Genomic DNA, 26460 nt, shown 5'->3' with positions numbered 1-26460 from the left:
CCACCGGATCGGTGCAAAGCTTACTTTGCTGCAGCCTTGCCGTTCGCGCGTGCGCCGAACTTGTTCTTGAACTTCTCGACACGGCCTGCCGTGTCCATGATCTTTTGCTGACCCGTGTAGAACGAGTGCGATTCCGACGACACTTCGATCTTGGCGAGCGGGTAGGTCTTGCCTTCGTGTTCGATGGTTTCACGCGTCTGGATCGTCGAGCGCGTGATGAACTTGAAGCCGTTCGACATGTCTTGGAAGACGACTTCGCGGTAGTCCGGGTGAATGCCAGGTTTCATGATTTTCCTTGGTGATAGCGGTAGCCAACCCGCCGCTTGCCGTGTCGAGCCGCCCCGATGGGAGCGATTCGGCCGCCGTCAAGCCCGGCGCGAGCCACTTGCCTAAGGTCGAAAAACGGCGATTATGCCAGAAAATCAGACGGTTGACGAATAATTTTCATCGCGCGTCGAGTGCGCCGGTGCCGGCCGGATCCTGCCGGTAGTAGCGCGCGAGCAGCCGGTACAGCTCCGGAAATTCGGACTCGAACGCTTTCGGCCGCACGAACAGCGCCTCGCTGCACACCGCGAAGAATTCCGACGGGTGATCGGCCGCATAGGGATCGATCAGCGAGTCCCGCTCGAAGCGCGCCCACGCGCGGTCCGGCACCGCGTCGACGCGCGCGCAGAACTGGTCGTACGCGTGTTCGAACACGTCGGCCCACGCCTGCGCGTCGAGATGCGGCGCATGCCAGCGGCGAAAAAGGGGCGGATAGCCGTCGGCCGCGCCGTTGACCATGTCGATCTTGTGCGCGAACTCGTGGATCACGACGTTGTACGCGTCCCGACCGTCCGTCATCTGCGCGTCTTCCCACGACAGGATCACGGGGCCGCCTTCCCAAGCCTCGCCGCTCGCATCCTGCTCGACTTCGTGGACGACGCCGTCCTCGTCCTGCACGGTCTTGCGGATCACGAATTCGCCCGGATACACGACGACGCCGACCCAGCCGTCGTACAGCGACAGGTCGAGATTCAGCACGGGCAGGCAGGCCTGCGCGGCGATCGCGACGATCATCGCGTCGGTCAGCTCGAGCCCGTGCGCGGTCGAAAACGACTTCCTCGCGATGAACAGGCTCGTCAGCTCTCGCAGCCGGGCCAAATCGGCGGGCGGCAGCGCGTCGAGAAACGGCAGCCGCGCGACGGTGTCCTGCCACAACGCATCGGAAATCGGGTGGCTGCGCAGCGCGCGGTCGCGGCGGCGGTCGTCGAACCAGCGGGTCAGTTTCGAAAGCATGGAGGCGGCGGACGAAAATCCAAAGCCTGTCTTTTAACTCAATCGATCTGTTTTTGCCATGCCGCGAAGAGGCCGCCGACGAGCGCCACGCCCGCGAGGAAGTAAAAGCCGTCGAGCGACGTGAGGAACGACGCCTGTTGCGCCACCATCCGCGCGATCGACGCGATCGCGAGGCCGTGCGCATCGTTCGGCGCGTGGCCGGCGGCCGCAAAGCTGCGCGTCAGCGCATCGACGGTCTGCTGGAACAGCGGATCGAACGCGTTCGCGCGCTCGACGAGCCGTGTCTGGTGCACGGCCAGCCGATGCTGCTCGACGATGATCACCGACGACGTCGCGAACGAGATCGTCAGTTGCCGCACGATGTTCTTCAGCCGGTAGCCGTGCGTGTATTCGTCGATCGCGAAAATCCGGAACGTGAGGTTCGCGACCGGCAGCACGATGAACAGCAGCAGCAACCCGCGCAGCAGCAGCGGGACGATCAGCGCGGCTTCGCCGACCTGCGGCGTCATCCGCGTCATCCACAGCGCGGCCGTGACGGCGATCGCGAACCCCGGCACGACGAACCACTTCTTGTGCGTGACGAATTTCGCGTAGCGCAGGTAGGCGAACAGCGCGGTGGCCGAGATCAGCGACATCGTGCCCACCAGGCGCCCGGCGTTCTCGACCGGATAGCCGAGCCCGCCCTCGAGGAACCGCGACGTCAGATAACTGAAGCCCGTCGTCTCGTAGTAATAGAACATGTAGAGCAGCAGCCCGATCTGGAACGTCCGCTCGCGAAACGCGTGCAGCCGCACGAGCGGCGTCGGGTGATGCCACTGGTGATACGCGAACCACGCGAGCGCGCCGAGCCCCGCGATCGTCAGCACGATCAGCATCGGCGAGCCGCTGTAGAGCTGGTAATGCACCTGCTGCAGCACGATCTGCAGCGCCCCTTGCGCGAGCGCGAACACGACGTACGGCCAGAAGTGTCCGGAGCCGCGTTCGTCGTCCGGCGTGCGGCCCGAATCGGGCAGCGTGAGCAACGCGAGGATCGCGAACGCGATGCCGGCCGGCGCGGTGCACGCGAACAGGGCGCGCCACGTCGAATGCGCGACCAGCAGCCCGCCGACGATCGGGGCGAGCGCGCTGCCGAGCAGGATCATGATCAGGAAAGCGCGCGTCGCGGGCGGCCGTTCCTGCGGCTTGAAGCTGATCTGGATCAGGATCCGGCACGCGCCCATCATCGGGCCGATGAAATAGCCCTGGAAGCCGCGCGCGAACGCGAGCGCCAGCGACGTGTCGGCCAGCGCCGCCGCGATCGCGCCGAACGAGAACATCAGCATGCAGCCCGCGACGTAGCGGCGATGGCCGAGCCGGTCGACCCACCATTGCTGCTGCAGGATGCCGAGCACGGCCGCGACCGCGTAGGCGCTCGACGACCAGACGAGTTCGTCGGGCGACGCGTTGATGCCGCCCGCGATGTAGCTCGCGAAGAACGAGAACACGGCGTTGTCGAAGTAGTCGATGCCGGTGACGAGCGCGAGGGCCCACGGGAACAGATCCCCGCGCAGGTTCGCGCGGCTCCATAGCGGCGGCCGGCCAGGCACCGCGTTCATTCGCGATCCTTGCGTGCGGCCCGCGTGCCGGCTTCGGCCCGCCGCTGCGCGATCAGCGCGTCGGCGTTTTCGCCGGCGAGGCGCCGTTCGACGTAGTCGATGTCGTGTTGCAACTCCTTGCGCAGCGCGACGGCCTCCTTCAGCTCGCGCTGAACGGCCGCGATCCGTCGGTCCAGCGTATCGATCTGCCCGGCGAGGCCGGCGCGGATCTCGCGCAGCGACGCCTCCGAATAGCGGCGCCGGCCGTCGCCTGTTTCTTCCAGCGGGCGCTTCAGCATTTCGGTGATGCCGTGCAGCGAGAAGCCGAGCGCACGCAACCGCAGGATGCGCGCGAAGCGCTCGAGGTCGGCTTCGTCGTAAAGGCGGTAGCGGCCTTCGCTGCGCGACGGCGTAACGAGCCCGCGCTCTTCGTAATATTTGAGCGTGCGCGGCGTGACGCCGAGCCGCGACGCGGCGTCGCTGACGGTCAATAGCGTGGTGGAGGCATCGTTCGGCATCGGTCGGGGAGGTTCGACGGGGACAATGACGCGATTATAGATCAACCTGTACGTTCACGTTCAGGTTGCGACCGAAAAACGGCCGCCGGCAGGATGTGCGGGCGGCCGTGTCGCGGAGCGGGGGCGATCAGCCGCCGCGGCGCATCAGGTCGAAGAACTCGGAGTTGCTCTTCGTTTGGCGGATCTTGTCGAGCAGGAATTCCATGGCCTCGACTTCGTCCATGTCGTGAATGAACTTGCGCAGCACCCAGATCTTCTGAAGGATCTCGGGCTTGATCAGCATTTCCTCGCGACGCGTGCCCGACTTGTTCAGATTGATCGACGGGTAGACGCGCTTTTCCGCGAGGCGGCGCTCGAGGTGCACTTCCATGTTGCCGGTGCCCTTGAACTCTTCGTAGATCACGTCGTCCATGCGGCTGCCGGTTTCGATCAGCGCGGTGCCGATGATCGTCAGCGAACCGCCTTCCTCGATGTTGCGCGCCGCGCCGAAGAAGCGCTTCGGACGCTGCAGCGCGTTCGCGTCGACACCGCCCGTCAGCACCTTGCCCGATGCCGGAATCACGGTGTTGTACGCGCGCGCGAGACGCGTGATCGAGTCGAGCAGGATCACGACGTCGTGCTTCATTTCGACGAGGCGCTTGGCCTTCTCGATCACCATTTCGGCGACCTGGACGTGACGCGTGGCCGGTTCGTCGAACGTCGACGCGATCACTTCGCCGGCGACCGAGCGCTGCATTTCGGTCACTTCTTCCGGGCGCTCGTCGATCAGCAGCACGAACAGGATCACGTCCGGGTGGTTCTGCTTGATCGCGTGCGCGATGTGCTGGAGCATCACGGTCTTGCCCGACTTCGGCGACGCGACGAGCAGGCCGCGCTGGCCCTTGCCGATCGGCGCGATCATGTCGATGATGCGGCCGGTGACGTTCTCTTCGCCGCGCATTTCGCGTTCGAGCGACAGCGGCTTGTTCGGGTGCAGCGGCGTGAGGTTCTCGAACATGATCTTGTGTTTCGAGGCCTCGGGCGGCTGCCCGTTGACTTTGTCGACCTTCACCAGCGCGAAGTAGCGCTCGCCGTCCTTCGGCGTGCGGACTTCACCTTCGATGGTGTCGCCGGTGTGCAGGTTGAAGCGACGGATCTGCGACGGGCTGATGTAGATGTCGTCGGTGCTCGCGAGGTACGACATTTCCGGCGAGCGCAGGAAGCCGAAGCCGTCCGGCAGCACTTCGAGCGTGCCGTCGCCGAAGATCGTCTCTCCCGTCTTGGCGCGCTTTTTGAGAATGGCGAACATCAACTCCTGCTTGCGCAGGCGGTTCGCGTTTTCGATCTCCAGGCCATTGGCCATTTCGATCAGTTCGGACACGTGCAGAGACTTGAGCTCGGATAAATGCATACGGAGAACCCGCCAGGGAGGAGATGCGACGAAAGAAAATAAGGGAGGAGGGCGAGCGGAAGCGCTCAGAGACTTAAATGCGTCTTGCCGACGTTTTTTAATTCTAGCATAGGCCGATTCGCGCTTGAGCGAGCGATCGGCGGCTTGACGACGGACGTGTTGCCGACTGACAACACGTCCGCGGAACTGCCGGTATTACAGGTGGCTGTCCAGGAATGCGGTGAGCTGCGACTTCGACAGCGCGCCGACCTTCTGCGCGGCGGCCGCGCCGTTCTTGAACAGGATCAGCGTCGGGATGCCGCGCACGCCGAATTTCGCCGGCGTGGCCTGGTTGTCGTCGACGTTGATCTTCGCGATCTGCAGCTTGTCGCCGTAGTCCTTCGCGACTTCGTCGAGGATCGGGGCGATCATCTTGCACGGGCCGCACCATTCGGCCCAGAAATCGACGAGAACGGGCTTGTCGGACTTGACGACGTCCTGTTCGAACGATGCGTCGCTGATGTGTTTGATCTGTTCGCTCATTGGGTCAATACCTCTTACGGTTCGGGGACTGCCTGCTTGCGCGTTGCGGCGTACCGGCCGCCATAGGCTGCCGGCCGCTGCGGCAGGTCACTCCGCCTTCCGGAAAGAGGGCGTAAGCGCTGCATGCCGCGGCTCGCGGGTCGTTCGGGCGTCATATTAGCCTAAATTGCTATCTGCTGCGGGCGGCGATAGTAGCCGCTACGCGAGTAGGGGTACGACGCGACGTTCGACCGTCGTGCCACGCAGGTGGAGGCCGGTCCGCGAATTACAAGGGGCGCGCCGAATTCTATGTGTCCGGTTGAACGACGCGCCGGTTTGCCCGGCGAGATTCGCATTGATGCGAACAAACGGTCGCTTTCGTCCGGAAGCGGTGATAGAATATGCCGTGACGGGCCTCCTCGCATGGTGGGGCGGTGAACCTGGTCAGGTCGGGAACGAAGCAGCCACAATCGTTTTCCGCCAGTGCCGAGGGTTGGGCTCGTCACCTTCCTTCTCGCCCCGTTCGCAGGGCGTTTTTTATTTCTGCGTCACACTCCGTTCGACCTGCGCGTTGCCCGCGGTCCGCACCGTTTCGCGTGTCGGCGCGACGCAGCGTTACTGATACAATTTCCCGATGACCTATCAAGTTCTCGCACGCAAGTGGCGTCCGAAGGATTTCGCTTCGCTCGTCGGCCAGGAGCACGTCGTCAGGGCGCTCACGCACGCGCTCGACGGCGGGCGTCTCCATCACGCCTATCTGTTTACCGGAACGCGCGGCGTCGGCAAGACGACGCTGTCGCGGATCTTCGCGAAGGCGCTCAACTGTGAAACCGGCGTCACGTCGCAACCGTGCGGCGTGTGTCGCGCCTGTCGCGAGATCGACGAGGGCCGTTTCGTCGATTACGTCGAGATGGACGCGGCGAGCAACCGCGGCGTCGACGAGATGGCCGCGCTGCTCGAGCGCGCGGTGTACGCGCCCGTCGATGCGCGCTTCAAGGTCTACATGATCGACGAAGTGCACATGCTGACGAACCACGCGTTCAACGCGATGCTGAAGACGCTCGAAGAGCCGCCGCCGCACGTCAAGTTCATCCTCGCGACGACCGATCCGCAGAAAATCCCCGTTACCGTGCTGTCGCGCTGCCTGCAGTTCAACCTGAAGCAGATGCCGGCCGGGCACATCGTGTCGCATCTCGAGCGGATCCTCGGCGAAGAGCGGATCGCGTTCGAGCCGCAGGCGCTGCGCCTGCTCGCGCGCGCCGCGCAGGGCAGCATGCGCGACGCGCTGTCGCTAACCGACCAGGCGATCGCCTATTCGGCGAACGAGGTGACCGAGTCGGCGGTGTCGGGCATGCTCGGCGCGCTCGACCAGACTTACATGGTGCGCCTGCTCGACGCGCTCGCGGCCGGCAGTGGCCCGGAAATCCTCGCGATCGCCGACGAGATGTCGCTGCGCAGCCTGTCGTTCTCGACCGCGCTGCAGGATCTCGCGAGCCTGCTGCACCGGATCGCATGGGCGCAGTTCGCGCCGGGCTCGGTGCTCGACGAATGGCCGGAAGCGGCCGACCTGCGTCGTTTTGCGCAGACGCTGAGCCCCGAACAGGTTCAATTGTTCTATCAGATCGCGACCGTCGGGCGCGCCGAACTCGGCCTGGCGCCGGACGAATACGCCGGTTTCACGATGACGCTGCTGCGGATGCTCGCGTTCGAGCCGGCCGTCGGCGCCGGCAGTGCGCCGGGCGGCCAGCCGTCCGTGCCGCCGCGTGCGGTGCCGGCGCCGCGCGCGGCCGCGGCGTCCGCCGCCGCTGCGGCGAAGCCGGTATCGGCCGCGCCCGCTGCCGCAGCACGGCCGCCCGCCGCGGCGCCGGCTGCGCCGGTCGCACGTTCGGCGCCGGCGCAATCGAGCGACGAAGTCGAGCGGGCGGCCGCCAAGCCGGCTGCCGTCCCGTCATCGGCGGAGTCGGCAGCACCGGCAGCGTCCGACGCACCAGCGATCGAGCCGCCGCAGCCGGAAGCGAAGGCGGCGCCCGCAGGCGACATGCCGCCTCCCGCGCGCAAGGAACCTGAGCCGCCTGCCGTTGCCGCCGTGCAGCGAAACGCCGAACCGGCTCCAGCGGTCGAACCGGCGCCGCGCACTGCATCGCCCGAGCCCGCCGCCACGCGGTCGACGGCACGCGCAGGCGGTGCGGCCGCCGCGCTCGACGTGCTGCGCAATGCAGGGATGCGCGTGTCGTCGGACCGCGGCCGCGCAGGCGCTGCCGCCAAGCCGGCGGCAGCCCAGCCGGCTGTCGACAAGCCGGCCGCGCCGCGTCCGGCCGTCCAGGTGCCGACGCCGCGTGCCGTTGCCCGTGCGCCGCAGGCAGCAGCCGATTCGCGTCAGCCGTCGCCGCCTTGGGAAGACATCCCGCCCGACGACTACGTGCCGCTCAGCGCCGACGAGATGTTCGGCGGTTCCGACGACGGCTTCGTGCCGGCATTCGACAGCGGTCCCGACGATGTGCGCGTGACGCCGAAGCCGGCGGACGCGCGTCCGGCCGCGCCGATCGACTCGCGCCCGTTGCCGCCGGCGATCGCGCTCGATCCGATCGGCTTCGACGGCGAATGGCCGGCGCTGGCCGCGCGGCTGCCGCTGAAGGGTGTCGCGTACCAGCTCGCGTTCAACAGCGAACTGACGGCCGTCGATGCGACCGCATTGAAATTGTCCGTGCCGGTGCCGCAGTATGCGGACGCCGCGCAGGTGGCGAAATTGAAGGCGGCATTGGCCGATGCGCTCGGCAAGCCGGTCGAGGTGAGCGTCGAGGTCGGGCCTGCGCGGCGCACCGCGGCGGCGCTCGATGCGGCCGCCCGCGCGGCGCGCCAGCGCGAAGCCGAACAGGAGATTCACGGCGATCCGTTCGTCCAGCAGCTCGTGCGCGAGTTCGGTGCACGCATCGTCGACGGCTCGGTGCGCCCGCTCGCCGATTCGGCGCCGGACGGCGCGCCGCCGACGCTGCATTGAACCGAGCGCCCCGCGACTGGCACAATCACGCCCCGCACAATGGCCGGCACGCGCCGCGTGCCGGTTTTCACACGATCCAGAAGGAGTATCCCCATGTTGAAAGGCAACCTCGCCGGACTGATGAAGCAAGCGCAGCAAATGCAGGAAAACATGAAGAAGATGCAGGAGCAGCTTGCACTCATCGAAGTCGAAGGGCAGTCGGGCGCCGGCCTCGTCAAGGTGACGATGACGTGCCGCAACGAAGTGCGCCGCGTGTCGATCGACCCGAGCCTGCTCGCGGACGACAAGGACATGCTCGAGGATCTCGTCGCCGCTGCGTTCAACGACGCGGTGCGCAAGGCCGAAGCAACGTCGCAGGAAAAGATGAGCGGGATGACGTCGGGCCTGCCGCTGCCCCCGGGCTTCAAGCTGCCGTTCTGAGCGCAGCGTCCTTGTCACTGTTTGCCGCCGTATGAAACAGCCGTCCGCCTTGTCCGCGCTCGTCGAAGCGTTGCGCGTGCTGCCCGGCGTCGGGCCGAAATCCGCGCAGCGCATGGCGGTTCACCTGATGCAGCACGACCGTGAGGGCGCCGAGCGGCTCGGCCGCTCGCTGCTGTTCGCGACCGAGCACCTGCAGCACTGCGAGAAGTGCAACACGTTCACCGAAGCGCGGATCTGCGAGGTCTGCAGCGACGAGGAGCGTGATCCGACGCTGCTGTGCGTCGTCGAGACGCCTGCCGACCAGATCATGCTCGAGCAGACGATGACCTACCGCGGGCTGTATTTCGTGCTGATGGGGCGACTGAGCCCGCTCGACGGAATCGGCCCGAAGGAAATCCATTTCGACCGCCTCGTGCGGCGCGCGTCCGACGGCGTCGTCAAGGAGGTCGTGCTCGCGACCAACTTCACGAACGAAGGCGAAGCCACCGCCCACTACCTCGGCCAGACGCTCAAGGCGCGCGGGCTGGCGGTCACGCGCCTCGCGCGCGGCGTGCCGGTGGGCGGAGAGCTCGAGTACGTCGACGCGGGCACCATCGCCCGCGCGATGCTCGACCGCCGCACGATGTAAGCCGGGCGCCGCCTGCCGGCGGCGTCGTTCCTCATGCCAGGGAGACACATGAGCGTCAGCCAGGGCCCGCTCGCGGGCGTCAAAGTGCTCGAATTCGGAACGCTGATCGCGGGGCCGTTCGCGTCGCGGCTGTTCGCGGAATTCGGCGCGGAAGTGATCAAGATCGAGGATCCGAACGGCGGCGACCCGCTGCGCAAGTGGCGCAAACTCCACCCGGAGCAGGGCGGCACATCGCTGTGGTGGTCGGTCCAGGCGCGCAACAAGAAATCGGTCACGCTCAATCTGAAAGCCGACGCCGGCAAGGCGATCGCGCGGCAGCTCGCGAGCGAGGCCGACATCGTGATCGAGAATTTCCGTCCGGGCCTGCTCGAAAAGCTCGGGCTCGGCTACGACGTGCTGTCGGCCGACAACCCGGGCCTCGTGATGGTGCGCCTGTCCGGCTACGGGCAGACGGGCCCGTACCGCGACCGGCCCGGCTTCGGTGCGATCGCCGAATCGATGGGCGGGCTGCGCCACATCACCGGCTATCCGGATCTGCCGCCGCCGCGCATCGGCATCTCGATCGGCGATTCGATCGCCGCGCTGCACGGCGTGATCGGCGCGCTGATGGCGCTCCATCACCGCAAGGTCAACGGCGGCGCGGGGCAGGTGGTCGACGTTGCACTGTATGAAGCCGTCTTCAACATGATGGAAAGCGTGGTGCCCGAGTACGGCGTGTACGGGATGGTGCGCGAGCGCACCGGCGCGTCGCTGCCGGGCATCGTGCCGTCGAATACGTATGCATGCCGCGACGGCAGCATCGTGATCGGCGGCAACAGCGATCCGATCTTCAAGCGGCTGATGAAGGCGATCGAGCGCGACGACCTCGCCGACGATCCCGCGCTCGCGCAAAACGACGGGCGCGTGCCGCGCACGCAGGAAATCGACGACGCGATCGCCGCGTGGCTCGCGCCGCGCACGATCGACGAGGCGCTCGCCGTGCTCAACGCGGCCGACGTGCCGGCCGGGCGCATCTACAGCGCCGCCGACATGTTCACCGATCCGCAGTTCGTCGCGCGCCAGATGATCCAGCATTTCAAGCTGGCCGACGGCACCGACATTCCGCTGCCGAACATCACGCCGAAGTTGTCGGACACGCCGGGCGAAACGCGCTGGCTCGGGCCCGCGCTCGGCGAGCACACCGACGAGGTGCTGCGCGGCCTCGGCTATGACGGTGAGGCGATTGCCGCACTGCGCGAGGCGGGCGCGATCTGAGCGCAACCGGCCTGGCGCTTCGCGCCGGGCTGCTCGGCGACGGCATCTCCGAGGAGATTTTCTCCGGGCGGAAAAGCCGGCGGCCCGGCGTTTTCCCCGGTGCGCAGAACGCCGCCGCACGGTGCGGCGGCGCATCGCGCGCCCATGCGTATACCCGCCCGTCCACGGTGGCCGGACTGTCGCTCTCGCGCCATCTTTCCTCGGTTACAATCGCCGGATGCGAATCTTACTCAGCAACGACGACGGCTATCTCGCCCCCGGTCTCGCCGCGCTCAGCGAAGCGTTGCAGCCGCTGGCCGAGCTTACGGTGATCGCGCCCGAGCAGAACTGCAGCGGCGCGTCGAATTCCCTCACGTTGTCGCGGCCGCTGTCGGTGCAGCGCGCAGCGGGTACGGGTTTCTTCTACGTGAACGGCACGCCGACCGATTCGGTGCACGTCGCGCTGACCGGGATGGCCGATGCGAGGCCGGATATCGTCGTGTCGGGCATCAACAACGGCCAGAACATGGGTGAAGACACGCTCTATTCGGGGACGGTTGCAGCCGCCACCGAAGGCATCATGTTCGGTGTGCCGGCCATCGCGTTCTCGCTGGTCGACAAGGGCTGGGCCCATCTGGCCGACGCCGCGCGCGTCGCCGCGGAAATCGTCGCGCACTACCTCGCGCACCCGCTGCCCGGCCAGCCGCTGCTGAACGTCAATATTCCGAACCTGCCGTACGACCAACTGAAGAGCTGGCAAGTCACGCGCCTCGGCAAGCGTCATCCGTCGCAGCCGGTGATTCGCCAGACCGACCCGCGCGGCGAGCCGATTTACTGGATCGGTGCCGCGGGCGAGGCGCTGGACGCCAGCGAGGGCACTGATTTCCATGCCGTCGCAAACGGTTTCGTGTCGATCACGCCGCTGCAGCTCGATCTCACGCATACGCAGATGCTGCCCGCGACGCGCGAATGGGCGCGCGCCGGAGGGCGGGCTTCATGAGCGGCGAGCGCGCGAAGCGGTTCCCGCTCGCGCTCGAAGATCTCAAGCGAGCGCCACGCAAGTCGGAAGGTCGGGCCGGTGAACGTCAGGCGGCGGGAGCGATGTCGAAGGCCGCCGACAAACCCGCAGCCGTGCTGAAACCGGTTGCGGTGAAGCCGGCCGCCGCGCGGGCGCCGCTGCCGGGTGTCGCCGCCGCGAAGCCGGCCACCGCACCGAAGCCGACCGTGCTGAAGCCGGCGCTGCCGAAGCCGGCTGCGCCGAGCGTCGCGCCGGCCGGCGCATTCGCGCTCACGTCGGAACGTGTGCGCGAGCGGATGGTCGAACGCCTGCGCGCGAACGGCGTGACCGATGCGCGCGTGCTGGACGCGATGGCCGCGGTGCCGCGCCACATGTTCGTCGATCCCGGCCTCGCGACACAGGCCTACGAGGATTCGGCACTGCCGATCGGCCACCAGCAGACCATTTCAAAGCCGTCGGTCGTCGCGCGCATGATCGAGCTCGCGATGGCCGGCCGCACGCTCGAGCGCGTGCTCGAGATCGGCACCGGTTGCGGCTATCAGGCCGCCGTGCTGAGTCACGTGGCACGCGACGTGTATTCGATTGAACGCATCAAGCCGCTTTACGAGCGCGCGAAGCTGAACCTGCGGCCGCTGCGCGTGCCGAACATCCGTCTGCACTACGGCGACGGGCGTGTCGGCCTGCCGTCCGCGGCCCCGTTCGACGCGATCGTGATCGCGGCCGCGGGGCTCGACGTGCCGCAGGCGCTGCTCGAGCAGCTCGCGATCGGCGGGCGGCTCGTCGCGCCGGTCGGCGCACAGAGCGGGCGGCACCAGGTGCTCACGCTCGTCGAGCGCGTCGCGCACGCGCAATGGCGAGAGTCCCGGCTTGATCGCGTTTTCTTTGTCCCTTTAAAATCCGGAGTGATTTGAAACCGATGAGTATGTTGCGCGCGATGCAAAACAACCGATCCAGGGAACCGCTCACGCTCGCCCAGCGCGCGATCTGTGTGGCTGCGTTCTCCACGTTACTGGCCGCCTGTGCGACGCGGCTCGACAACGCGCCCGTCGTCGACCGCTCCGGGTCGCTCGGCACGACCGCCGCACAGCCCGCGGTGCCGCTCGGCCCGCCGCCGCCGGGCTTCTACCGCGTGAAGCCGGGTGACACGCTGTACCGGATTGCACTCGAGAACGGGCAGAACTATCGCGACATCGCGTCGTGGAACAATCTGGCGAACCCGAACCAGATCGAAGTCGACCAGTTGCTGCGCGTGGCGCCGCCGGGCGGCGCTGCGGTCGCGGGCGTACCGGCTGCGGGCGCGCCGGCCACCGCGCCGATCGTCGGCGGTGCGGTCGCGACCGCACCGCTGAGCAGCGGTCCGGCCACGCCGGCCGGCACGTCGTCCGCGCTCGCCGCCACGCCGCCGGCTGCGGCCACTGGCTCGAGCGATACGGCGGCCGCGCCGAGCGGCCCCGTGACGTTCGCATGGCCCGCGCGCGGCCCCGTGCTGAACGGGTTCGACGATGCGAAGAACAAGGGCGTCAATATCGGCGGGACGGCCGGCGAAGCCGTGAAGGCGGCGGCAGACGGCCGCGTCGTTTACTCCGGCAACGGTCTGCGCGGCTACGGCAACCTCATTATCATCAAACACGATGCAACTTACCTCACGGCGTATGCACACAATCGCGCTTTGATGGTAAAAGAGGGGGACGCGGTAACGAAGGGGCAGAAGATCGCCGAGATGGGTAACAGCGATGCCGACCGCGTGATGCTGCATTTCGAGGTTCGCCGGCAGGGTAAGCCTGTCGATCCGCTGAAGTATTTGCCGCCTCAATAACCGAGACGACCATGCCGAAATCGAAGCGCCACGAGCCGCAAGCCGAGTCTGAGAAGATCAGTCGTGCCACGCAAGCATCGGTGGGGCGAGTAGCTGCTTCGACGGACGACGAAGACGACGTCGCGGAAAACGAACGTGAGCTCGAGGTACGCGACGGCGAAGCGGACGGTGGCGACGACGAGCGCGAAGGCCGCCCGGAAGCGGCGCCCGACGTCGACGATTTCCGCACGCTGCTGCAGGCCGAGCTCACGGCCGATACGATCCAGCATTACCTGAACCGCATCAGCGTGAAGCCGTTGCTGACCGTCGAGGAAGAGCAGCGCTATTCGCGCCTCGCGAAGGCCGGCGAATTCGAGGCGCGGCAGGTGATGATCGAGCGCAATCTGCGTCTCGTCGTCAGTATCGCGAAGGGGTATCTGAACCGCGGCGTGCCGCTGCTCGACCTGATCGAGGAAGGCAACCTCGGCCTCATGCACGCGATCGAGAAATTCGACCCGACGCGCGGTTTCCGTTTCTCGACCTATGCGACATGGTGGATCCGGCAGAGCATCGAGCGCGCGATCATGAACCAGGCGCGCACGGTGCGCCTGCCCGTGCACGTGATCCGCGAACTGAATCAGGTGCTGCGCGCGAAGCGCCACCTCGAAAAGAATTCGATGTCGACGGGCGAGGCGGCCGAGCGCCGCGAAGCCAGCATCGACGACATCGCTTATCTCACCGGCAAGACCGCCGAGGAAGTCACCGATATCCTCGCACTCAACGAACACACGGCGTCGCTCGACGCGCCGCTCGACCTCGATCCCGCGAGCAGCCTGCTCGACCTGCTGCCCGACGACCAGAGCCAGTCGCCCGACGCGGAGGTGCAGCACCGCGAGCTCGAAACGTTGACGCGCGCCTGGCTGTCACGGCTGTCCGACAAGCACCGGCACGTGATCGAGCGCCGCTTCGGGCTGAATCACATCGAACCGGCGACGCTCGAGGAACTGGCCGACGAGATGGGGCTCACGCGCGAGCGCGTGCGGCAGATCCAGCAGGAAGCGCTGGTGCGCCTCAAGCGGTTCTTCGCCTCCAACGGCGTGCGCAAGGACGCCGTTCTGTAACCGATGACTCCGATTCTCGTTTTTGACATCGAGACGATTCCCGATGTCGACGGCATTCGCCGTCTGGAAGAGCTGCCCGCGACGCTCGACGATGCCGTGGTGGCCGAACACGCATTCGCCGCGCGGCGCGAGAAGACCGGCAGCGATTTCCTGCCGCACCATCTGCAGCGGATCGCGGCGATCTCGTGCGTGTTCCGCGACAACAACGGTTTTCGCGTGCGCTCCCTCGGGACGCCGCAGGACAGCGAAGCCACGCTGATCCAGTCGTTCTACCGCGTGATCGAGAAATACACGCCGCAGCTCGTGTCGTGGAACGGCGGCGGTTTTGATCTGCCGGTCCTCCATTACCGCGCGCTCGTGCACGGCATTCCCGCCACCCGCTACTGGGATCTCGGCGAGGACGACCGCGAATTCAAGTGGAACAACTACATCTCGCGCTATCACTCGCGGCATACCGACCTGATGGACGTGCTCGCGATGTATCAGGCGCGCGCCAACGCGCCGCTCGATGTGCTCGCGAAGCTGTGCGGCTTTCCGGGCAAGCTCGGGATGGACGGCAGCCAGGTGTGGCCGGCGTTCCAGGACGGGCGGATCGACGAAATCCGCAACTATTGCGAAACCGACGTCGTCAACACCTACCTGCTGTATTGCCGGTTCCAGTTGATGCGCGGCGGCCTGACGCCGAGCGAGTACGCGGACGAGATCCTGCTCGTGAAGAACGCGCTTGCGCAGGAGCCGGCCGCGCACTGGGTCGAATACCTGGCGGGCTTCGACGCATAGCGCGGGCCGCTCGTGCCCGCAACCGGCGCGATCAGGCCAGTTCGAGCAGCACCGGCTGGTGATCGGACGCGCGTACGTTGCCGTCGACTTCGCAGCCGATGACGCGCGGCAACAGCGTGTCGGTCACGAACACGAAATCGCACGCGAGCGGCCCGTCCGCCCATTGCGCCGTATCGTAGACGCCGGCCGTCGGCGGCGGCGTACGACCGGGATGCCGTGCGACCCACGCGTCGACGAAACCCGGCGCGTCGGCGATCGGCTCCAGGAAGCGCCGGTACGCGTCGCCGTCGAATGCGCTGTTGAAATCGCCGCAGACGATCGCGTCGCGCGGTTGCCCGGTCGCGCTGAAAGGTCCCTCGGCGGTTTCGGCGGGAGCGGGTCGGTTCGCGTGCGCGCAGGCCTCGCGATGCCGGTCGCGCAACGCATCGACCTGCGCAAGTCGCTGGCGCGCCGAGTAATACTCCAGATGCGTGGTGACCACGCGCAATGCCCCGAAGGGCGCCTGCAACTCGACATCGAGCGCGACGCGCGGCATCGACGGCGCGCCGGCGTCGGCCGGCCACGGCAGCGATTGGCGCAGCACGCGCCCGACCGGCAGCCGCGTCGCGATTGCATTGCCGAACTGGCGGCGCGGTGCGCCCGGCCGGACGGCCGGCAGGTCGGCGCCGATGGCGTCGACGATCGTATAGCCGGGCAGCAGCGTCGCGAGTTCGGCGAACTGGTCGGTGCGTGGCCGGCCGGGCAGTGCGTCGAAGCCGCGCGTGACTTCCTGCAGGCACAGCACGTCGAAATCGCCGAGCTGGCGGATGGCCGCGACGGTACGGGAAAGATCGACGACGCCGTCCGCGTCCCGACCCCATTGGATGTTCCAGTCGATCAATCGCATGGTCGAATCTCCTGTTGGGCGGACTGTCGGGGCGTGGGCGTTGCCCCGACGCGATTTGCGGCCAGGCTCGCCGCAGGTGCATCCCGAAGCCGCCTTGCATGGACCGGGCGCACCACAGCGCTGTCCGTGCGCAAGTTCGACGCCTGCCTCATCCAAAGCGCGCGGCGGGGGCCTTCGTCGTCTACAATCTCGCCTTCTTCAACGTTTGTCAGGAAAAGCTGGTGTCCGAAGCCGTCCCCACTTCTGCGCGCAAATCGAAAAACGCGCCCGTCGCGCCCGGGCCCGCCCCGGTTCTCGAGATCGAATCGCTCGACATGGAAGCGCGCGGTGTCGGCCGCACGATGACCGAGGACGGTCAGCCGGGCAAGGTGATCTTCGTCGAAGGCGCGCTGCCGGGCGAGCGCGTGACCTATTCGAGCTATCGCCGCAAGCCGAGCTACGAACAGGCGACGGTAGTCGACATTCTGCGCCCGAGCGTGCTGCGCACGCAGCCGAAGTGCGAATTCTTCGGCACCTGCGGCGGCTGCTCGATGCAGCATCTCGACATGCGCGCGCAGGTGGCGGTCAAGCAGCGCGTGCTCGAAGACAATTTGTGGCATCTGGCGAAGCTGCGTGCGGAAACGATGTTCGCGCCGATCCACGGTCCGTCGTGGGGTTATCGCTACCGAGCGCGCCTGACCGTGCGCAACGTGGCGAAGAAGGGCGGCGTGCTGGTCGGCTTCCACGAGAAGAAGAGCAGCTACGTCGCCGACATGACGAGTTGCGAAGTGCTGCCGCCGCACGTGTCGGCAATGCTCGTGCCGCTGCGCCGGCTCGTCGAAGGGCTGTCGATTCGCGACCGGATGCCGCAGATCGAACTCGCGGTCGGCTCGTCGGTCACCGCGCTCGTGCTGCGCGTGCTGGAGCCGATCGACGCGGACGACGAAGCGCTGCTGCGCGCGTTTGCGGACGAGCACAACGTGCAGTTCTGGCTGCAGCCGAAGGGTCCCGACACGGTGACGCCGTTCTATCCGCTCGACGTCTCGCTCGATTACACGCTGCCGGAATTCGGCATCCGCATGCCGTTCAAGCCGACCGACTTCACGCAGGTCAACCACCAGATCAATCGCGTGCTGGTGGGGCGGGCGCTGCGCCTGCTCGCGCCGTCGCGCGACGATCGCGTGCTCGACCTCTTCTGCGGGATCGGCAACTTCACGCTGCCGCTTGCGCGGCTGTCGCGCGAAGTGATGGGCATCGAGGGCAGCGACACGCTGACCACGCGCGCGCTGGCGAACGCACGCGAGAACGGTGTCGACGGTCACACGACGTTCGCGTGCCGGAACCTGTTCGAAGTGACGGGCGACGACCTCCGCGCACTCGGCGCCTTCGACAAGTTCCTGATCGACCCGCCGCGCGAAGGCGCGCTCGCGGTATCGAAGGCGCTGGCCGAGATCGCGCAGAGTGGCACAGGCCCGCTGCCGAAGCGCATCGTCTACGTGTCGTGCAACCCGTCGACGCTCGCGCGCGATGCGGGCCTGCTCGTGCACGAGGCCGGTTACCGGCTGAAGGGCGCCGGCGTCGTGAACATGTTCCCGAATACGTCGCACGTCGAATCGATCGCGCTGTTCGAGCGCGACTGAGCCGGGCGCCGGACGTAAAAAAACCGGCCCGAGGGCCGGTTTTTTCATGGTGCGCCGCGAACGTCAGTTGCGGTTGCCGCCGAAGATGCCGAGCAGCGCGAGCAGGTTCGTGAACACGTTGTACAGGTCGAGGTAGATCGCGAGCGTGGCCGAGATGTAGTTCGTCTCGCCGCCGTTCACGACGCGCTGGACGTCGAACAGCATGTAAGCCGAGAAGATCGCGATCGCGAGCACCGACACGGTGAGCATCAGCGCCGGCAGTTGCAGGAAGATGTTCGCGACCGACGCGAGCAGGATCACGATCACGCCCATGAACAGCCACTTGCCGAGCCCGGAGAAGTCGCGCTTGCTGACGGTGGCGATCGTCGCCATCGCGGCGAAGATGATGCCGGTGCCGCCGAACGCGAGCATGATCAGCGACGGGCCGTTCGAGAAGCCGAGGATGAAGCTCAGCAGCCGCGACAGCATCAGGCCCATGAAGAACGTGAAGCCGAGCAGCACGAACACGCCGGCCGCGCTGTTCTTGGTCCGCTCGATCGCGAACATGAAGCCGAACGCGATCGCGAAGAACGCGAGCAGGCTCATCATCGGGCTCGTGGCCGCGAACAGCGAGAAGCCCGTCGCGACGCCGACCCAGGCGCCCAGCACGGTCGGCACCATCGACAGCGCGAGCAGCCAGTACGTGTTCCGCAGCACGCGGTTGCGCACCGCGGCGGTGCTGACGGAACCGCCGCGGCCGAAATTGTACGGATAGTCGTTCATGGTTTCTCCTAACATTGAACGCGTGGGCGTCCGGGGCCGGTTCGGCGCGCGGGATGTGCGGCGCAGCAAACCGGGGCAGCTATGGCTAAGATACGTTCCGTGCCGCGAGGTTTCAATGGCTCGACGGCACAAAACATATGGATTCTGAACCTTTCATTCGTGTAAGGGTTCAATCGCAATGATACACGGGATCGTGCTACAATAGCGGATTCATTTGAACCTGTAACTTCTTAATTTTTTGGAGTTTTTATGGCAATCGAGCGCACCCTGTCGATCATCAAGCCGGATGCGGTGGCAAAGAACGTGATCGGCCAGATCTACAGCCGTTTCGAAGGCGCCGGCCTGAAGATCGTCGCAGCGCGCATGGCGCACCTGTCGCGTGCCGACGCAGAGAAGTTCTACGCAGTTCACGCAGCGCGTCCGTTTTTCAAGGACCTCGTCGATTTCATGATCTCGGGCCCGGTGATGATCCAGGTTCTGGAAGGTGAAGGCGCGATCCTGAAGAACCGCGACCTGATGGGCGCAACGGATCCGAAGAAGGCGGAAAAGGGCACGATCCGCGCCGACTTCGCCGACAGCATCGACGCGAACGCCGTGCACGGCTCGGACGCTGCGGAAACGGCAGCGGTCGAAATCGCGTTCTTCTTCCCGGAAATGAACGTTTACTCGCGTTAAGCCCTGGCTGACAGCAAGTAGGCAGGATTCAGCGCACGCGGCAAGGCAGCACATCATGACGAGCGAAACTTCCGTCAATCTTCTCGACTTCGACGCCGAGGGTCTTGTCGCGTACTGCGGCAGCCTGGGCGAGAAGCCGTTCCGCGCCAAGCAGTTGCAGCGCTGGATCCACCAGTACAACGCCGGCGATTTCGACGGCATGACCGATCTCGCGAAGTCCCTGAGGGAGAAGCTCAAGGGCCGCGCATCGATCGTGATGCCGGACATCGTCAGCGATCACGTTTCCACCGACGGCACGCGCAAGTGGCTGATCGACGTCGGAAACGGCAATGCGGTCGAAACCGTGTTCATCCCGGAAGAGACGCGCGGCACGCTGTGCGTGTCGTCGCAGGCCGGGTGCGCGGTGAACTGCCGCTTCTGCTCGACGGGCAAGCAGGGCTTCTCCCGCAACCTGTCGACAGCCGAAATCATCGGCCAGCTCCGGATGGCCGAATTTGCATTGCGAGCGTCGCTGGGCCGCGCGCCCGGCCCGAACGGCAAGGCCGAACGGGTCGTGACCAACGTGGTGATGATGGGCATGGGCGAGCCGCTCCTGAATTACAGCGCGGTCGTGCCCGCGATGCGGTTGATGCTCGACGACAACGCGTACGGCCTGTCGCGCCGTCGCGTCACGCTGTCGACGTCCGGCGTGGTGCCGATGATGGACCGCCTCGGCGCCGAGTTGCCGGTCGCGCTGGCCGTTTCGCTGCATGCGCCGAACGATGCGCTGCGCGACGAGCTGGTGCCGCTCAACAAGAAGTATCCGCTTCGCGAGCTGATGGCTGCGTGCCAGCGCTATCTGCAAGTCGCGCCGCGCGACTTCATCACGTTCGAATACTGCATGCTCGACGGCGTCAACGACACCGAAGCGCATGCGCGCGAACTGCTGGCCGTCACGCGCGACGTGCCGTGCAAGTTCAACCTGATCCCGTTCAATCCGTTTCCGGAATCGGGCCTCATCCGCTCGAAGCCGGAGCAGATCAAGCGCTTCGCGCAGGTCCTCATCGACGCGGGTGTCGTCACGACCGTGCGCAAGACGCGCGGCGACGACATCGACGCCGCGTGCGGGCAACTGGCCGGCGCGGTGAAGGATCGTACGCGCCTTGCGGAACGAACGGGCGCAGCAGGAAAAATCATCGAAGTTCGGGCAGTTTGACGGGGGCGCCTGGCCGGGGTGCCCGAACCCTTTGGCGGTGCAACACGCGAATAGCGATCGGTCGCGGCGCCTCGGCGCCGCGCATGGTATGAACCGTTGCGGATGCCGGCCGGCGGGAGCCGGCGGCAGCCGCCAGTGAAGAAGAATCGACGCGAGGACAAGGATGAGTGAGCCGCAGCCGTCTAACGGCGCAGAGACGAATGCCGCGAAGCCGGCACCGGCGGGACTGGAATCGCTGGCGGCGGTCGGCAGCCGGCTGGCGCAGCTTCGGGAGGCGAAGGGCTGGTCGGTCGACGACGTGTCGGCGCGACTCAAGGTCGCTCCGCAAAAGCTCCGGGCGCTCGAGGCTGGCGACATCAGCCATTTGCCCGGCGTGACGTTCGCGCTCGGGGTCGTGCGCAGCTACGCGAAGATGCTCGGCGTCGATCCGGAACCGTTCGCGCAGGCGTTGCGCCGCGAGCGCGGGGTGCCGGAAGTCGACCTGTCGATGCCTGCGTCGTCGGGCACGGATCTGCCGCGCGGCCGCGTGTCGATTCCGCTGGGCGGCTCGTCGCGCCACCATCCGTGGCTGTGGGGAACGGGGATCGTCATCGTCGCGGTGGTCGCCGTACTGATGTGGCACACTGGCGGCGATTCGTCGAGTCTGCTCGCACGCTTGAAGGGCAGCGACGCCGAACATGCATCGGCCGCGAGCGCGGCGGCGGCATCGTCGTCTGCCGAAGAAGCGGCTGCGAATGGCGCATCGGCGGCGGTTGCGAATGAGGTTCCGGCCCCGGCTGCTGCATCGGCTGCCCCGGCGCAGTCGATCGCGTCGGCCGTCCCGGCGCCCGCGGCCCCGGTCGCGACGGCTGCTGCATCGCAGCCCGTGGCGGCAACGGCGGCGGCAAGCACGGCCGCGCCGGCCCAGCCGGCGAGCGTCGTGGTGGCGGCAGGCCAGTCGATGGTCGAACTGAAGGTCAAGCAGGATTGCTGGTTCAGCGTGCGCGACAAGAACGGCAAGGAGCTGTTCTCGGCGCTGGTGCGCGCCGGCGAAACGAAGCAGGTTGCCGGTGACGGGCCGTTCAAGGTCACGATCGGCAACAAGGCCGGTCTCGACGCGGTTGCGTTCGACGGAAAACCGGTCGATCCGGCAAAATATTCGGCAGCGCGGGGTAACGTGGCGCGGTTCACGTTGCCCTGACGTCAAGCGCCGTGGCGAAGGCTTGCCGTCGATATCGGCAGGCCGTGAGGGCACGGCGCTTTTTCAATTCATGCGCCGTGTCGCGGCGCATTCCGCGTAAATGGATCTATCGATGCAATCCGAAGCTCAATCCCCACGCAGCAGTCAGATTTGTTCAACCGAACCGGTGTTCGGCGGGCATCAGCCGCGCCGTGTATCGCATGCGGTGGATGTCCGCTGGGGCGGGCAACTCGTGACGATCGGCGGCGACGCGCCGGTGCGCGTGCAGTCGATGACGAATACCGACACGGCCGATGCGATCGGTACGGCGATCCAGATCAAGGAACTCGCGAACGCGGGCTCCGAACTGGTGCGCATCACGGTCAACACACCCGAAGCCGCGGCCGCCGTGCCGGCGATTCGCGAGCAACTCGACCGGATGGGCGTGACCGTGCCGCTCGTCGGCGATTTCCACTACAACGGCCACCTGCTGCTGCGCGACTACCCGGGCTGCGCGGAGTCGCTGTCGAAGTACCGGATCAACCCCGGTAACGTCGGTCAGGGCGCGAAGCGCGACACGCAGTTCGCGCAGATGATCGAGGCCGCGGCGAAGTACGACAAGCCGGTGCGGATCGGCGTGAACTGGGGCAGCCTCGACCAGGACCTGCTCGCGCGCATGATGGACGAGAACGGCGCGCGCGCGCAGCCGTGGGACGCGCAGAGCGTGATGTACGAGGCGCTGATCCAGTCGGCGATCGGCTCGGCCGAACGCGCGGTGGAGCTGGGCCTCGGCCGCGACCGCATCGTGCTGTCGTGCAAGGTCAGCGGCGTGCAGGACCTGATCGCCGTGTACCGCGAACTCGGCCGCCGCTGCGGCTTCGCGCTGCACCTCGGGCTGACCGAGGCCGGCATGGGCTCGAAGGGGATCGTCGCGTCGACGGCGGCGCTCGGCGTGCTGCTGCAGGAAGGGATCGGCGACACGATCCGCATCTCGCTGACGCCGGAGCCGGGCGCGCCGCGCACGGGCGAAGTGATCGTCGGCCAGGAAATCCTCCAGACGATGGGCCTGCGCTCGTTCGCGCCGATGGTGATCGCGTGCCCGGGCTGCGGCCGCACGACGAGCACGCTGTTCCAGGAACTCGCGATGCAGATCCAGACCTACCTGCGCGAGCAGATGCCGGTCTGGCGCAAGGAATATCCGGGCGTCGAGAAGATGAACGTCGCGGTGATGGGCTGCATCGTCAACGGCCCGGGCGAATCGAAGCACGCGAACATCGGCATCAGCCTGCCGGGGTCGGGCGAGAACCCGGCCGCGCCCGTCTTCATCGACGGCGAGAAGGTCAAGACGCTGCGCGGCGAGCGGATCGCCGAGGAATTCCAGCAGATCGTCAGCGACTACGTCGCACGCAATTACGGCCGCACCGAGGCCCTGAACTAATTCGTCCACACACACGAACGATGACTGAACAGAAACGCAAGATCGAGAAGCTCACCGGCGTCAAAGGCATGAACGACATCCTTCCGCAGGATGCCGGCCTGTGGGAATTCTTCGAAGCTACCGTGAAATCGCTGCTGCGCGCGTACGGCTACCAGAACATCCGCACGCCGATCGTCGAACATACGCAGCTCTTCACGCGGGGCATCGGCGAAGTCACCGACATCGTCGAGAAGGAGATGTACAGCTTCACCGACGCGCTGAACGGCGAGAACCTGACGATGCGCCCGGAAAACACCGCGGCGGTCGTGCGCGCATCGATCGAGCACAACATGCTGTACGACGGCCCGAAGCGCCTGTGGTACATCGGCCCGATGTTCCGTCACGAGCGTCCGCAGCGCGGCCGCTATCGCCAGTTTCACCAGGTCGGCGTCGAGGCGCTCGGCTTCGCGGGTCCCGATGCGGATGCCGAGATCATCATGATGTGCCAGCGCCTGTGGGACGACCTCGGCTTGACCGGCATCAAGCTCGAGATCAATTCGCTCGGCCTTGCCGAGGAGCGCGCCGCGCACCGCGTCGAGCTGATCAAGTACCTCGAGCAGTTCGCGGACGTGCTCGACGAGGACGCAAAGCGCCGCCTGTATACGAACCCGCTGCGCGTGCTCGACACGAAGAATCCCGCGCTGCAGGAAATCGCGCAGAACGCGCCGAAGCTGATCGACTTCCTCGGCGACGAATCGCGTGCGCACTTCGAAGGGCTGCAGCGCCTGCTGCTCGCGAACAACATTCCGTTCAAGATCAACCCGCGTCTCGTGCGCGGCCTCGATTACTACAACCTGACCGTGTTCGAATGGGTGACCGACAAGCTCGGCGCGCAGGGCACGGTCGCGGCCGGCGGCCGCTACGATCCGCTGATCGAGCAGCTCGGCGGCAAGCCGACCGCCGCGTGCGGCTGGGCGATGGGTATCGAGCGCATCCTCGAGCTGTTGAAGGAGGAGGATCTGGCGCCCGAGCAGGAAGGCGTCGACGTGTATGTGGTGCATCAGGGCGAAACCGCGCGCGAACAGGCTTTCATCGCGGCCGAGCGCCTGCGCGACACGGGCCTCGACGTGATCTTCCACTGCAGCGCCGACGGCGCGCCGGCGAGTTTCAAGTCGCAGATGAAGCGGGCCGATGCAAGCGGCGCCGCGTTCGCGGTGATCTTCGGCGAAGAAGAGGTCGCGAACGGCACGGTGGGCGTGAAAGCGTTGCGCGGCGCGGGTGCGGAAGGGGAAAAGAACGTTCAGCAGACCGTACCGGTCGAAAGCTTGACCGAATTCCTAATCAATGCGATGGTTGCATCCGCCGAAGACGGCGACGACTGATCGCGCTCGCATTCGCTCGACAAGAAAAGCCTGAACAGGAAGGAATCGCTCGCCGATGAGTTATCACGACGAACAAGAATCGATTGAAAATCTCAAGGCGTGGTGGGCCCGCTGGGGCAACCTCACCACGTGGATCGTGCTCGCGGCGCTCGTCGTCGCGGCCGGTTTCAACGGCTGGAACTACTGGCAGCGCCGTCAGGCTGCCGAGGCGTCCGGGCTGTACGAGCAAGTCCTGAAGGCTGCCGCCGCGAACGACAAGGCAACGATGGCCCGCGCGGCTGCCGACATGGAAGACAAGTTCGGCAGCACGCCGTATGCGCAGATGACGGCGCTCGCGGCCGCGAAGACGCTGTATGCGGCCGGCGACGCGGCAGGCGCGAAGGCGCAACTGCAATGGGCCGTCGATCATGCCAAGGACGACGAGTACAAGCAGATCGCGAAGCTGCGCCTCGCGTCGCTGCTGCTCGACGAGAAGGCGTACGATGCAGGCCTCGCGCTGCTCTCGGGTACGCCGGTCGATGCATTCAAGGGCCTCGTGGCCGATCGTCGCGGCGATCTGCTGGCCGCGCAAGGCAAGACCGACGATGCGCGCGCGGCTTACAAGCTCGCGCTCGACGGCCTGTCGAAGGACGACCAGTCCGCGCGCCAGCTCGTGCAGTTCAAGCTGGACGCGCTCGGCGGCTGAATCCCGGTCCCCTCAACCTCTTAACTCTGCTTCGCTAACCGATGAATTTGCTGAAACGTTACGCTGTGCCCGTTGCCTGCGCGGCGGCTGTCCTCGCTCTGGCGGCTTGCTCGTCGTCGAAGGACGCGCGCCGCGTGCCGACGCCGCTCACCGAGTTCAAGCCTGTCCTGGACGTGCAACAGGTCTGGAAGGCGAGCGTCGGCAAGGGCGGACGCTACCTGTTCTCGCCGGTGGCCGTGGGCGACGCCGTTTATGCGGCGGGCGAAAACGGTTCGGTCGAGAAGATCGACGCGAAGACGGGCCAGACGCTCTGGCGCTCGAAGGTCGGTTCGGACCTGTCGGCCGGTGTCGGCAGCGATGGCAACCTGACCGCGGTCGGCGCGTTGAAGGGCGGCGTGTTCGTGCTGGGCCCGGACGGCAAGCAGCTGTGGAAGACCAGCGTGCAGGGCGAGATCTTCTCGCCGCCGCTCGTCGGTAACGGTCTCGTGATCGTCCGCACGATCGACGGCCAGGTGATCGCGTTCAACGCGCAGACGGGCGAGCAGAAGTGGGCCTACCGCAACCGTGCGGTGCCGCTGAACCTGCGCGTGTCGGCCGGCATGACGTTCGCGGGCGACGCGGCCGTACTGGCGGGCTTCCCGGGCGGCGGGCTCGTCGCGATCAACCTGCAGACGGGTGAGCCGTTCTGGCAGACTCCGGTGTCGTTCCCGAAGGGCGTGACCGAGGTCGAGCGCATCAACGACGTCAGCGGCCCGCCGACGCTCGTGGGGGCGGAAGCCTGCGCGGTGACGTTCCAGGGTCAGCTCGGCTGCTTCGATGCGAACTCGGGCCGTCCGCTGTGGGAAAAGCCGTTCTCGAGCCGCAGCGGCCTCGCGCAGGACGATTCGGTGGTCGCCGGCGGCGACGACTGGTCGGTCGTCACCGCATACGACGCGGCCACGGGCAACCAGCTCTGGCGCAACGACAAGCTGAAGAGCCGCGACGTCGGCGTGCCATATCTGCTCGGGCATGCGGTCGTGATGGGCGATTACAAGGGCTTCGTGCACTTCCTGTCGCGCGAGGACGGCAGCTTCATTGCGCGGATGAAGACCGACGGCAGCGCGATTACGGCGGCGCCGGTCCTCGCGGGCAATACGCTCGTCGTGCAGACGAAGGACGGCGGCCTGTACGGGTTCCGTCCGCGCTGACACGCAGGAAACCGGCGTGGCCGTGGCGTGGCGGGCAGGGCCCGCGCGTCGCGGCCGCGCGACTTGACGGCGGCCGGTGTTCCCGGCCGCTCGGTATTTGAAAGGCAGTTCGAGACGAAAGACGACGGCGCGCAACGCGCGCCGGGCGCGCGCATCCGGCGCGGCGCGAATTCGTGATATTTTCATTCAGCGCAGCCGCCCGCAGCAGCGGGCCTCCCGCTGCTGCGCTTCACCGTAGA

25 protein-coding genes and 1 other RNA gene are annotated in these 26460 nt (G+C 66.6%); 18 read left to right on the top strand and 8 right to left on the bottom strand.

The window, feature by feature from the left end; genetic code table 11:
- Positions 1-20: 20 nt before the first annotated feature.
- The 6 genes from WS54_RS22515 to trxA form a co-directional block, all read right to left on the bottom strand.
- Entirely contained in the window at positions 21-287 is a 267-nt protein-coding gene (locus WS54_RS22515; protein ID WP_011549676.1) for a type B 50S ribosomal protein L31, read from the bottom strand.
- 157 nt (positions 288-444) lie between these two features.
- Entirely contained in the window at positions 445-1278 is an 834-nt protein-coding gene (locus WS54_RS22510; protein ID WP_034207456.1) for a zinc-dependent peptidase, read from the bottom strand.
- A 38-nt stretch (positions 1279-1316) separates the two neighbouring features.
- The gene (locus tag WS54_RS22505) at positions 1317-2873 is read right to left on the bottom strand and encodes an MFS transporter (protein ID WP_059781043.1); all 1557 of its coding nucleotides are present in this window, start codon (positions 2871-2873) and stop codon (positions 1317-1319) included.
- A complete protein-coding gene (locus WS54_RS22500; RefSeq protein ID WP_059781046.1) occupies positions 2870-3370 on the bottom strand; it encodes a MerR family transcriptional regulator in 501 nt (166 codons plus the stop codon). The genes WS54_RS22505 and WS54_RS22500 overlap by 4 nt, the downstream gene beginning before the upstream one ends.
- 127 nt (positions 3371-3497) lie before the next feature.
- Complete coding sequence (gene rho, locus WS54_RS22495; protein ID WP_006478662.1) at positions 3498-4760, bottom strand: transcription termination factor Rho; 1263 nt, start codon at positions 4758-4760, stop codon at positions 3498-3500.
- A gap of 195 nt (positions 4761-4955) precedes the next feature.
- Positions 4956-5282 carry a thioredoxin TrxA gene (gene trxA, locus WS54_RS22490; RefSeq protein WP_006402348.1) on the bottom strand — a complete coding sequence of 109 codons (327 nt, stop codon included), beginning with the start codon at positions 5280-5282 and terminating at the stop codon, positions 4956-4958.
- Positions 5283-5669: 387 nt separating this feature from the next.
- On the opposite strand from trxA, the gene ffs reads away from it, so the two are divergent.
- From ffs to WS54_RS22440, 10 genes are all read left to right on the top strand, one after another.
- Positions 5670-5768, top strand: an RNA gene (ffs, locus tag WS54_RS22485) — signal recognition particle sRNA small type.
- 127 nt (positions 5769-5895) lie between these two features.
- Positions 5896-8259, top strand: a complete 2364-nt coding sequence (locus WS54_RS22480; protein WP_059781049.1) for a DNA polymerase III subunit gamma/tau — start codon at positions 5896-5898, stop codon at positions 8257-8259.
- Positions 8260-8352: 93 nt separating this feature from the next.
- Positions 8353-8679 (top strand): YbaB/EbfC family nucleoid-associated protein, encoded by a 327-nt coding sequence (locus WS54_RS22475; protein WP_006482124.1) that lies wholly within the window; start codon positions 8353-8355, stop codon positions 8677-8679.
- A 31-nt stretch (positions 8680-8710) separates the two neighbouring features.
- A complete protein-coding gene (recR, locus tag WS54_RS22470; RefSeq protein WP_034207452.1) occupies positions 8711-9307 on the top strand; it encodes a recombination mediator RecR in 597 nt (198 codons plus the stop codon).
- A gap of 48 nt (positions 9308-9355) precedes the next feature.
- On the top strand, positions 9356-10561 hold the full coding sequence (locus WS54_RS22465) for a CaiB/BaiF CoA transferase family protein (protein WP_059781050.1): 1206 nt from the start codon (positions 9356-9358) through the stop codon (positions 10559-10561).
- Between the two features lie 217 nt (positions 10562-10778).
- Positions 10779-11540 carry a 5'/3'-nucleotidase SurE gene (gene surE, locus WS54_RS22460; RefSeq protein WP_059781052.1) on the top strand — a complete coding sequence of 254 codons (762 nt, stop codon included), beginning with the start codon at positions 10779-10781 and terminating at the stop codon, positions 11538-11540.
- On the top strand, positions 11537-12469 hold the full coding sequence (locus tag WS54_RS22455) for a protein-L-isoaspartate(D-aspartate) O-methyltransferase (protein ID WP_059781098.1): 933 nt from the start codon (positions 11537-11539) through the stop codon (positions 12467-12469). The genes surE and WS54_RS22455 overlap by 4 nt, the downstream gene beginning before the upstream one ends.
- 5 nt (positions 12470-12474) lie before the next feature.
- Positions 12475-13374, top strand: a complete 900-nt coding sequence (locus WS54_RS22450; protein WP_059781055.1) for a peptidoglycan DD-metalloendopeptidase family protein — start codon at positions 12475-12477, stop codon at positions 13372-13374.
- A gap of 11 nt (positions 13375-13385) precedes the next feature.
- Positions 13386-14474 carry an RNA polymerase sigma factor RpoS gene (rpoS, locus tag WS54_RS22445; protein WP_034207448.1) on the top strand — a complete coding sequence of 363 codons (1089 nt, stop codon included), beginning with the start codon at positions 13386-13388 and terminating at the stop codon, positions 14472-14474.
- A gap of 3 nt (positions 14475-14477) precedes the next feature.
- Entirely contained in the window at positions 14478-15254 is a 777-nt protein-coding gene (locus WS54_RS22440; protein WP_059781057.1) for a 3'-5' exonuclease, read from the top strand.
- A gap of 31 nt (positions 15255-15285) precedes the next feature.
- Here WS54_RS22440 and WS54_RS22435 read toward each other — a convergent pair whose 3' ends face one another.
- Positions 15286-16140 (bottom strand): endonuclease/exonuclease/phosphatase family protein, encoded by an 855-nt coding sequence (locus tag WS54_RS22435; RefSeq protein ID WP_059781060.1) that lies wholly within the window; start codon positions 16138-16140, stop codon positions 15286-15288.
- A gap of 221 nt (positions 16141-16361) precedes the next feature.
- On the opposite strand from WS54_RS22435, the gene rlmD reads away from it, so the two are divergent.
- Positions 16362-17759 (top strand): 23S rRNA (uracil(1939)-C(5))-methyltransferase RlmD, encoded by a 1398-nt coding sequence (gene rlmD, locus WS54_RS22430; RefSeq protein ID WP_082725070.1) that lies wholly within the window; start codon positions 16362-16364, stop codon positions 17757-17759.
- A gap of 63 nt (positions 17760-17822) precedes the next feature.
- Here rlmD and WS54_RS22425 read toward each other — a convergent pair whose 3' ends face one another.
- Positions 17823-18521, bottom strand: a complete 699-nt coding sequence (locus WS54_RS22425; RefSeq protein WP_034207445.1) for a Bax inhibitor-1/YccA family protein — start codon at positions 18519-18521, stop codon at positions 17823-17825.
- Positions 18522-18770: 249 nt separating this feature from the next.
- Here WS54_RS22425 and ndk point away from each other — a divergent pair, with 249 nt between their 5' ends.
- The 7 genes from ndk (at position 18771) to bamB (ending at position 26221) form a co-directional block, all read left to right on the top strand.
- Complete coding sequence (gene ndk, locus WS54_RS22420) at positions 18771-19196, top strand: nucleoside-diphosphate kinase (protein WP_040144283.1); 426 nt, start codon at positions 18771-18773, stop codon at positions 19194-19196.
- Between the two features lie 55 nt (positions 19197-19251).
- Complete coding sequence (gene rlmN, locus WS54_RS22415; protein WP_059781063.1) at positions 19252-20391, top strand: 23S rRNA (adenine(2503)-C(2))-methyltransferase RlmN; 1140 nt, start codon at positions 19252-19254, stop codon at positions 20389-20391.
- 163 nt (positions 20392-20554) lie between these two features.
- A complete protein-coding gene (locus WS54_RS22410; RefSeq protein WP_059781065.1) occupies positions 20555-21571 on the top strand; it encodes a helix-turn-helix domain-containing protein in 1017 nt (338 codons plus the stop codon).
- A 112-nt stretch (positions 21572-21683) separates the two neighbouring features.
- Positions 21684-22988 carry a flavodoxin-dependent (E)-4-hydroxy-3-methylbut-2-enyl-diphosphate synthase gene (gene ispG / locus WS54_RS22405; protein ID WP_034207441.1) on the top strand — a complete coding sequence of 435 codons (1305 nt, stop codon included), beginning with the start codon at positions 21684-21686 and terminating at the stop codon, positions 22986-22988.
- A 20-nt stretch (positions 22989-23008) separates the two neighbouring features.
- Positions 23009-24349, top strand: coding sequence for a histidine--tRNA ligase (gene hisS / locus WS54_RS22400; protein WP_034207440.1), 1341 nt, complete (start codon positions 23009-23011; stop codon positions 24347-24349).
- 55 nt (positions 24350-24404) lie between these two features.
- Complete coding sequence (locus WS54_RS22395) at positions 24405-25034, top strand: tetratricopeptide repeat protein (RefSeq protein ID WP_059781068.1); 630 nt, start codon at positions 24405-24407, stop codon at positions 25032-25034.
- Between the two features lie 41 nt (positions 25035-25075).
- Entirely contained in the window at positions 25076-26221 is a 1146-nt protein-coding gene (gene bamB / locus WS54_RS22390; protein ID WP_034207438.1) for an outer membrane protein assembly factor BamB, read from the top strand.
- Positions 26222-26460 lie beyond the last annotated feature (239 nt).

Origin of the sequence: Burkholderia sp. NRF60-BP8 (assembly GCF_001522585.2) — a bacterium.
Lineage (GTDB): Bacteria > Pseudomonadota > Gammaproteobacteria > Burkholderiales > Burkholderiaceae > Burkholderia.
Note: the sequence above shows the minus strand (reverse complement) of the source record. Positions and strands in the feature narration are given on the sequence as shown.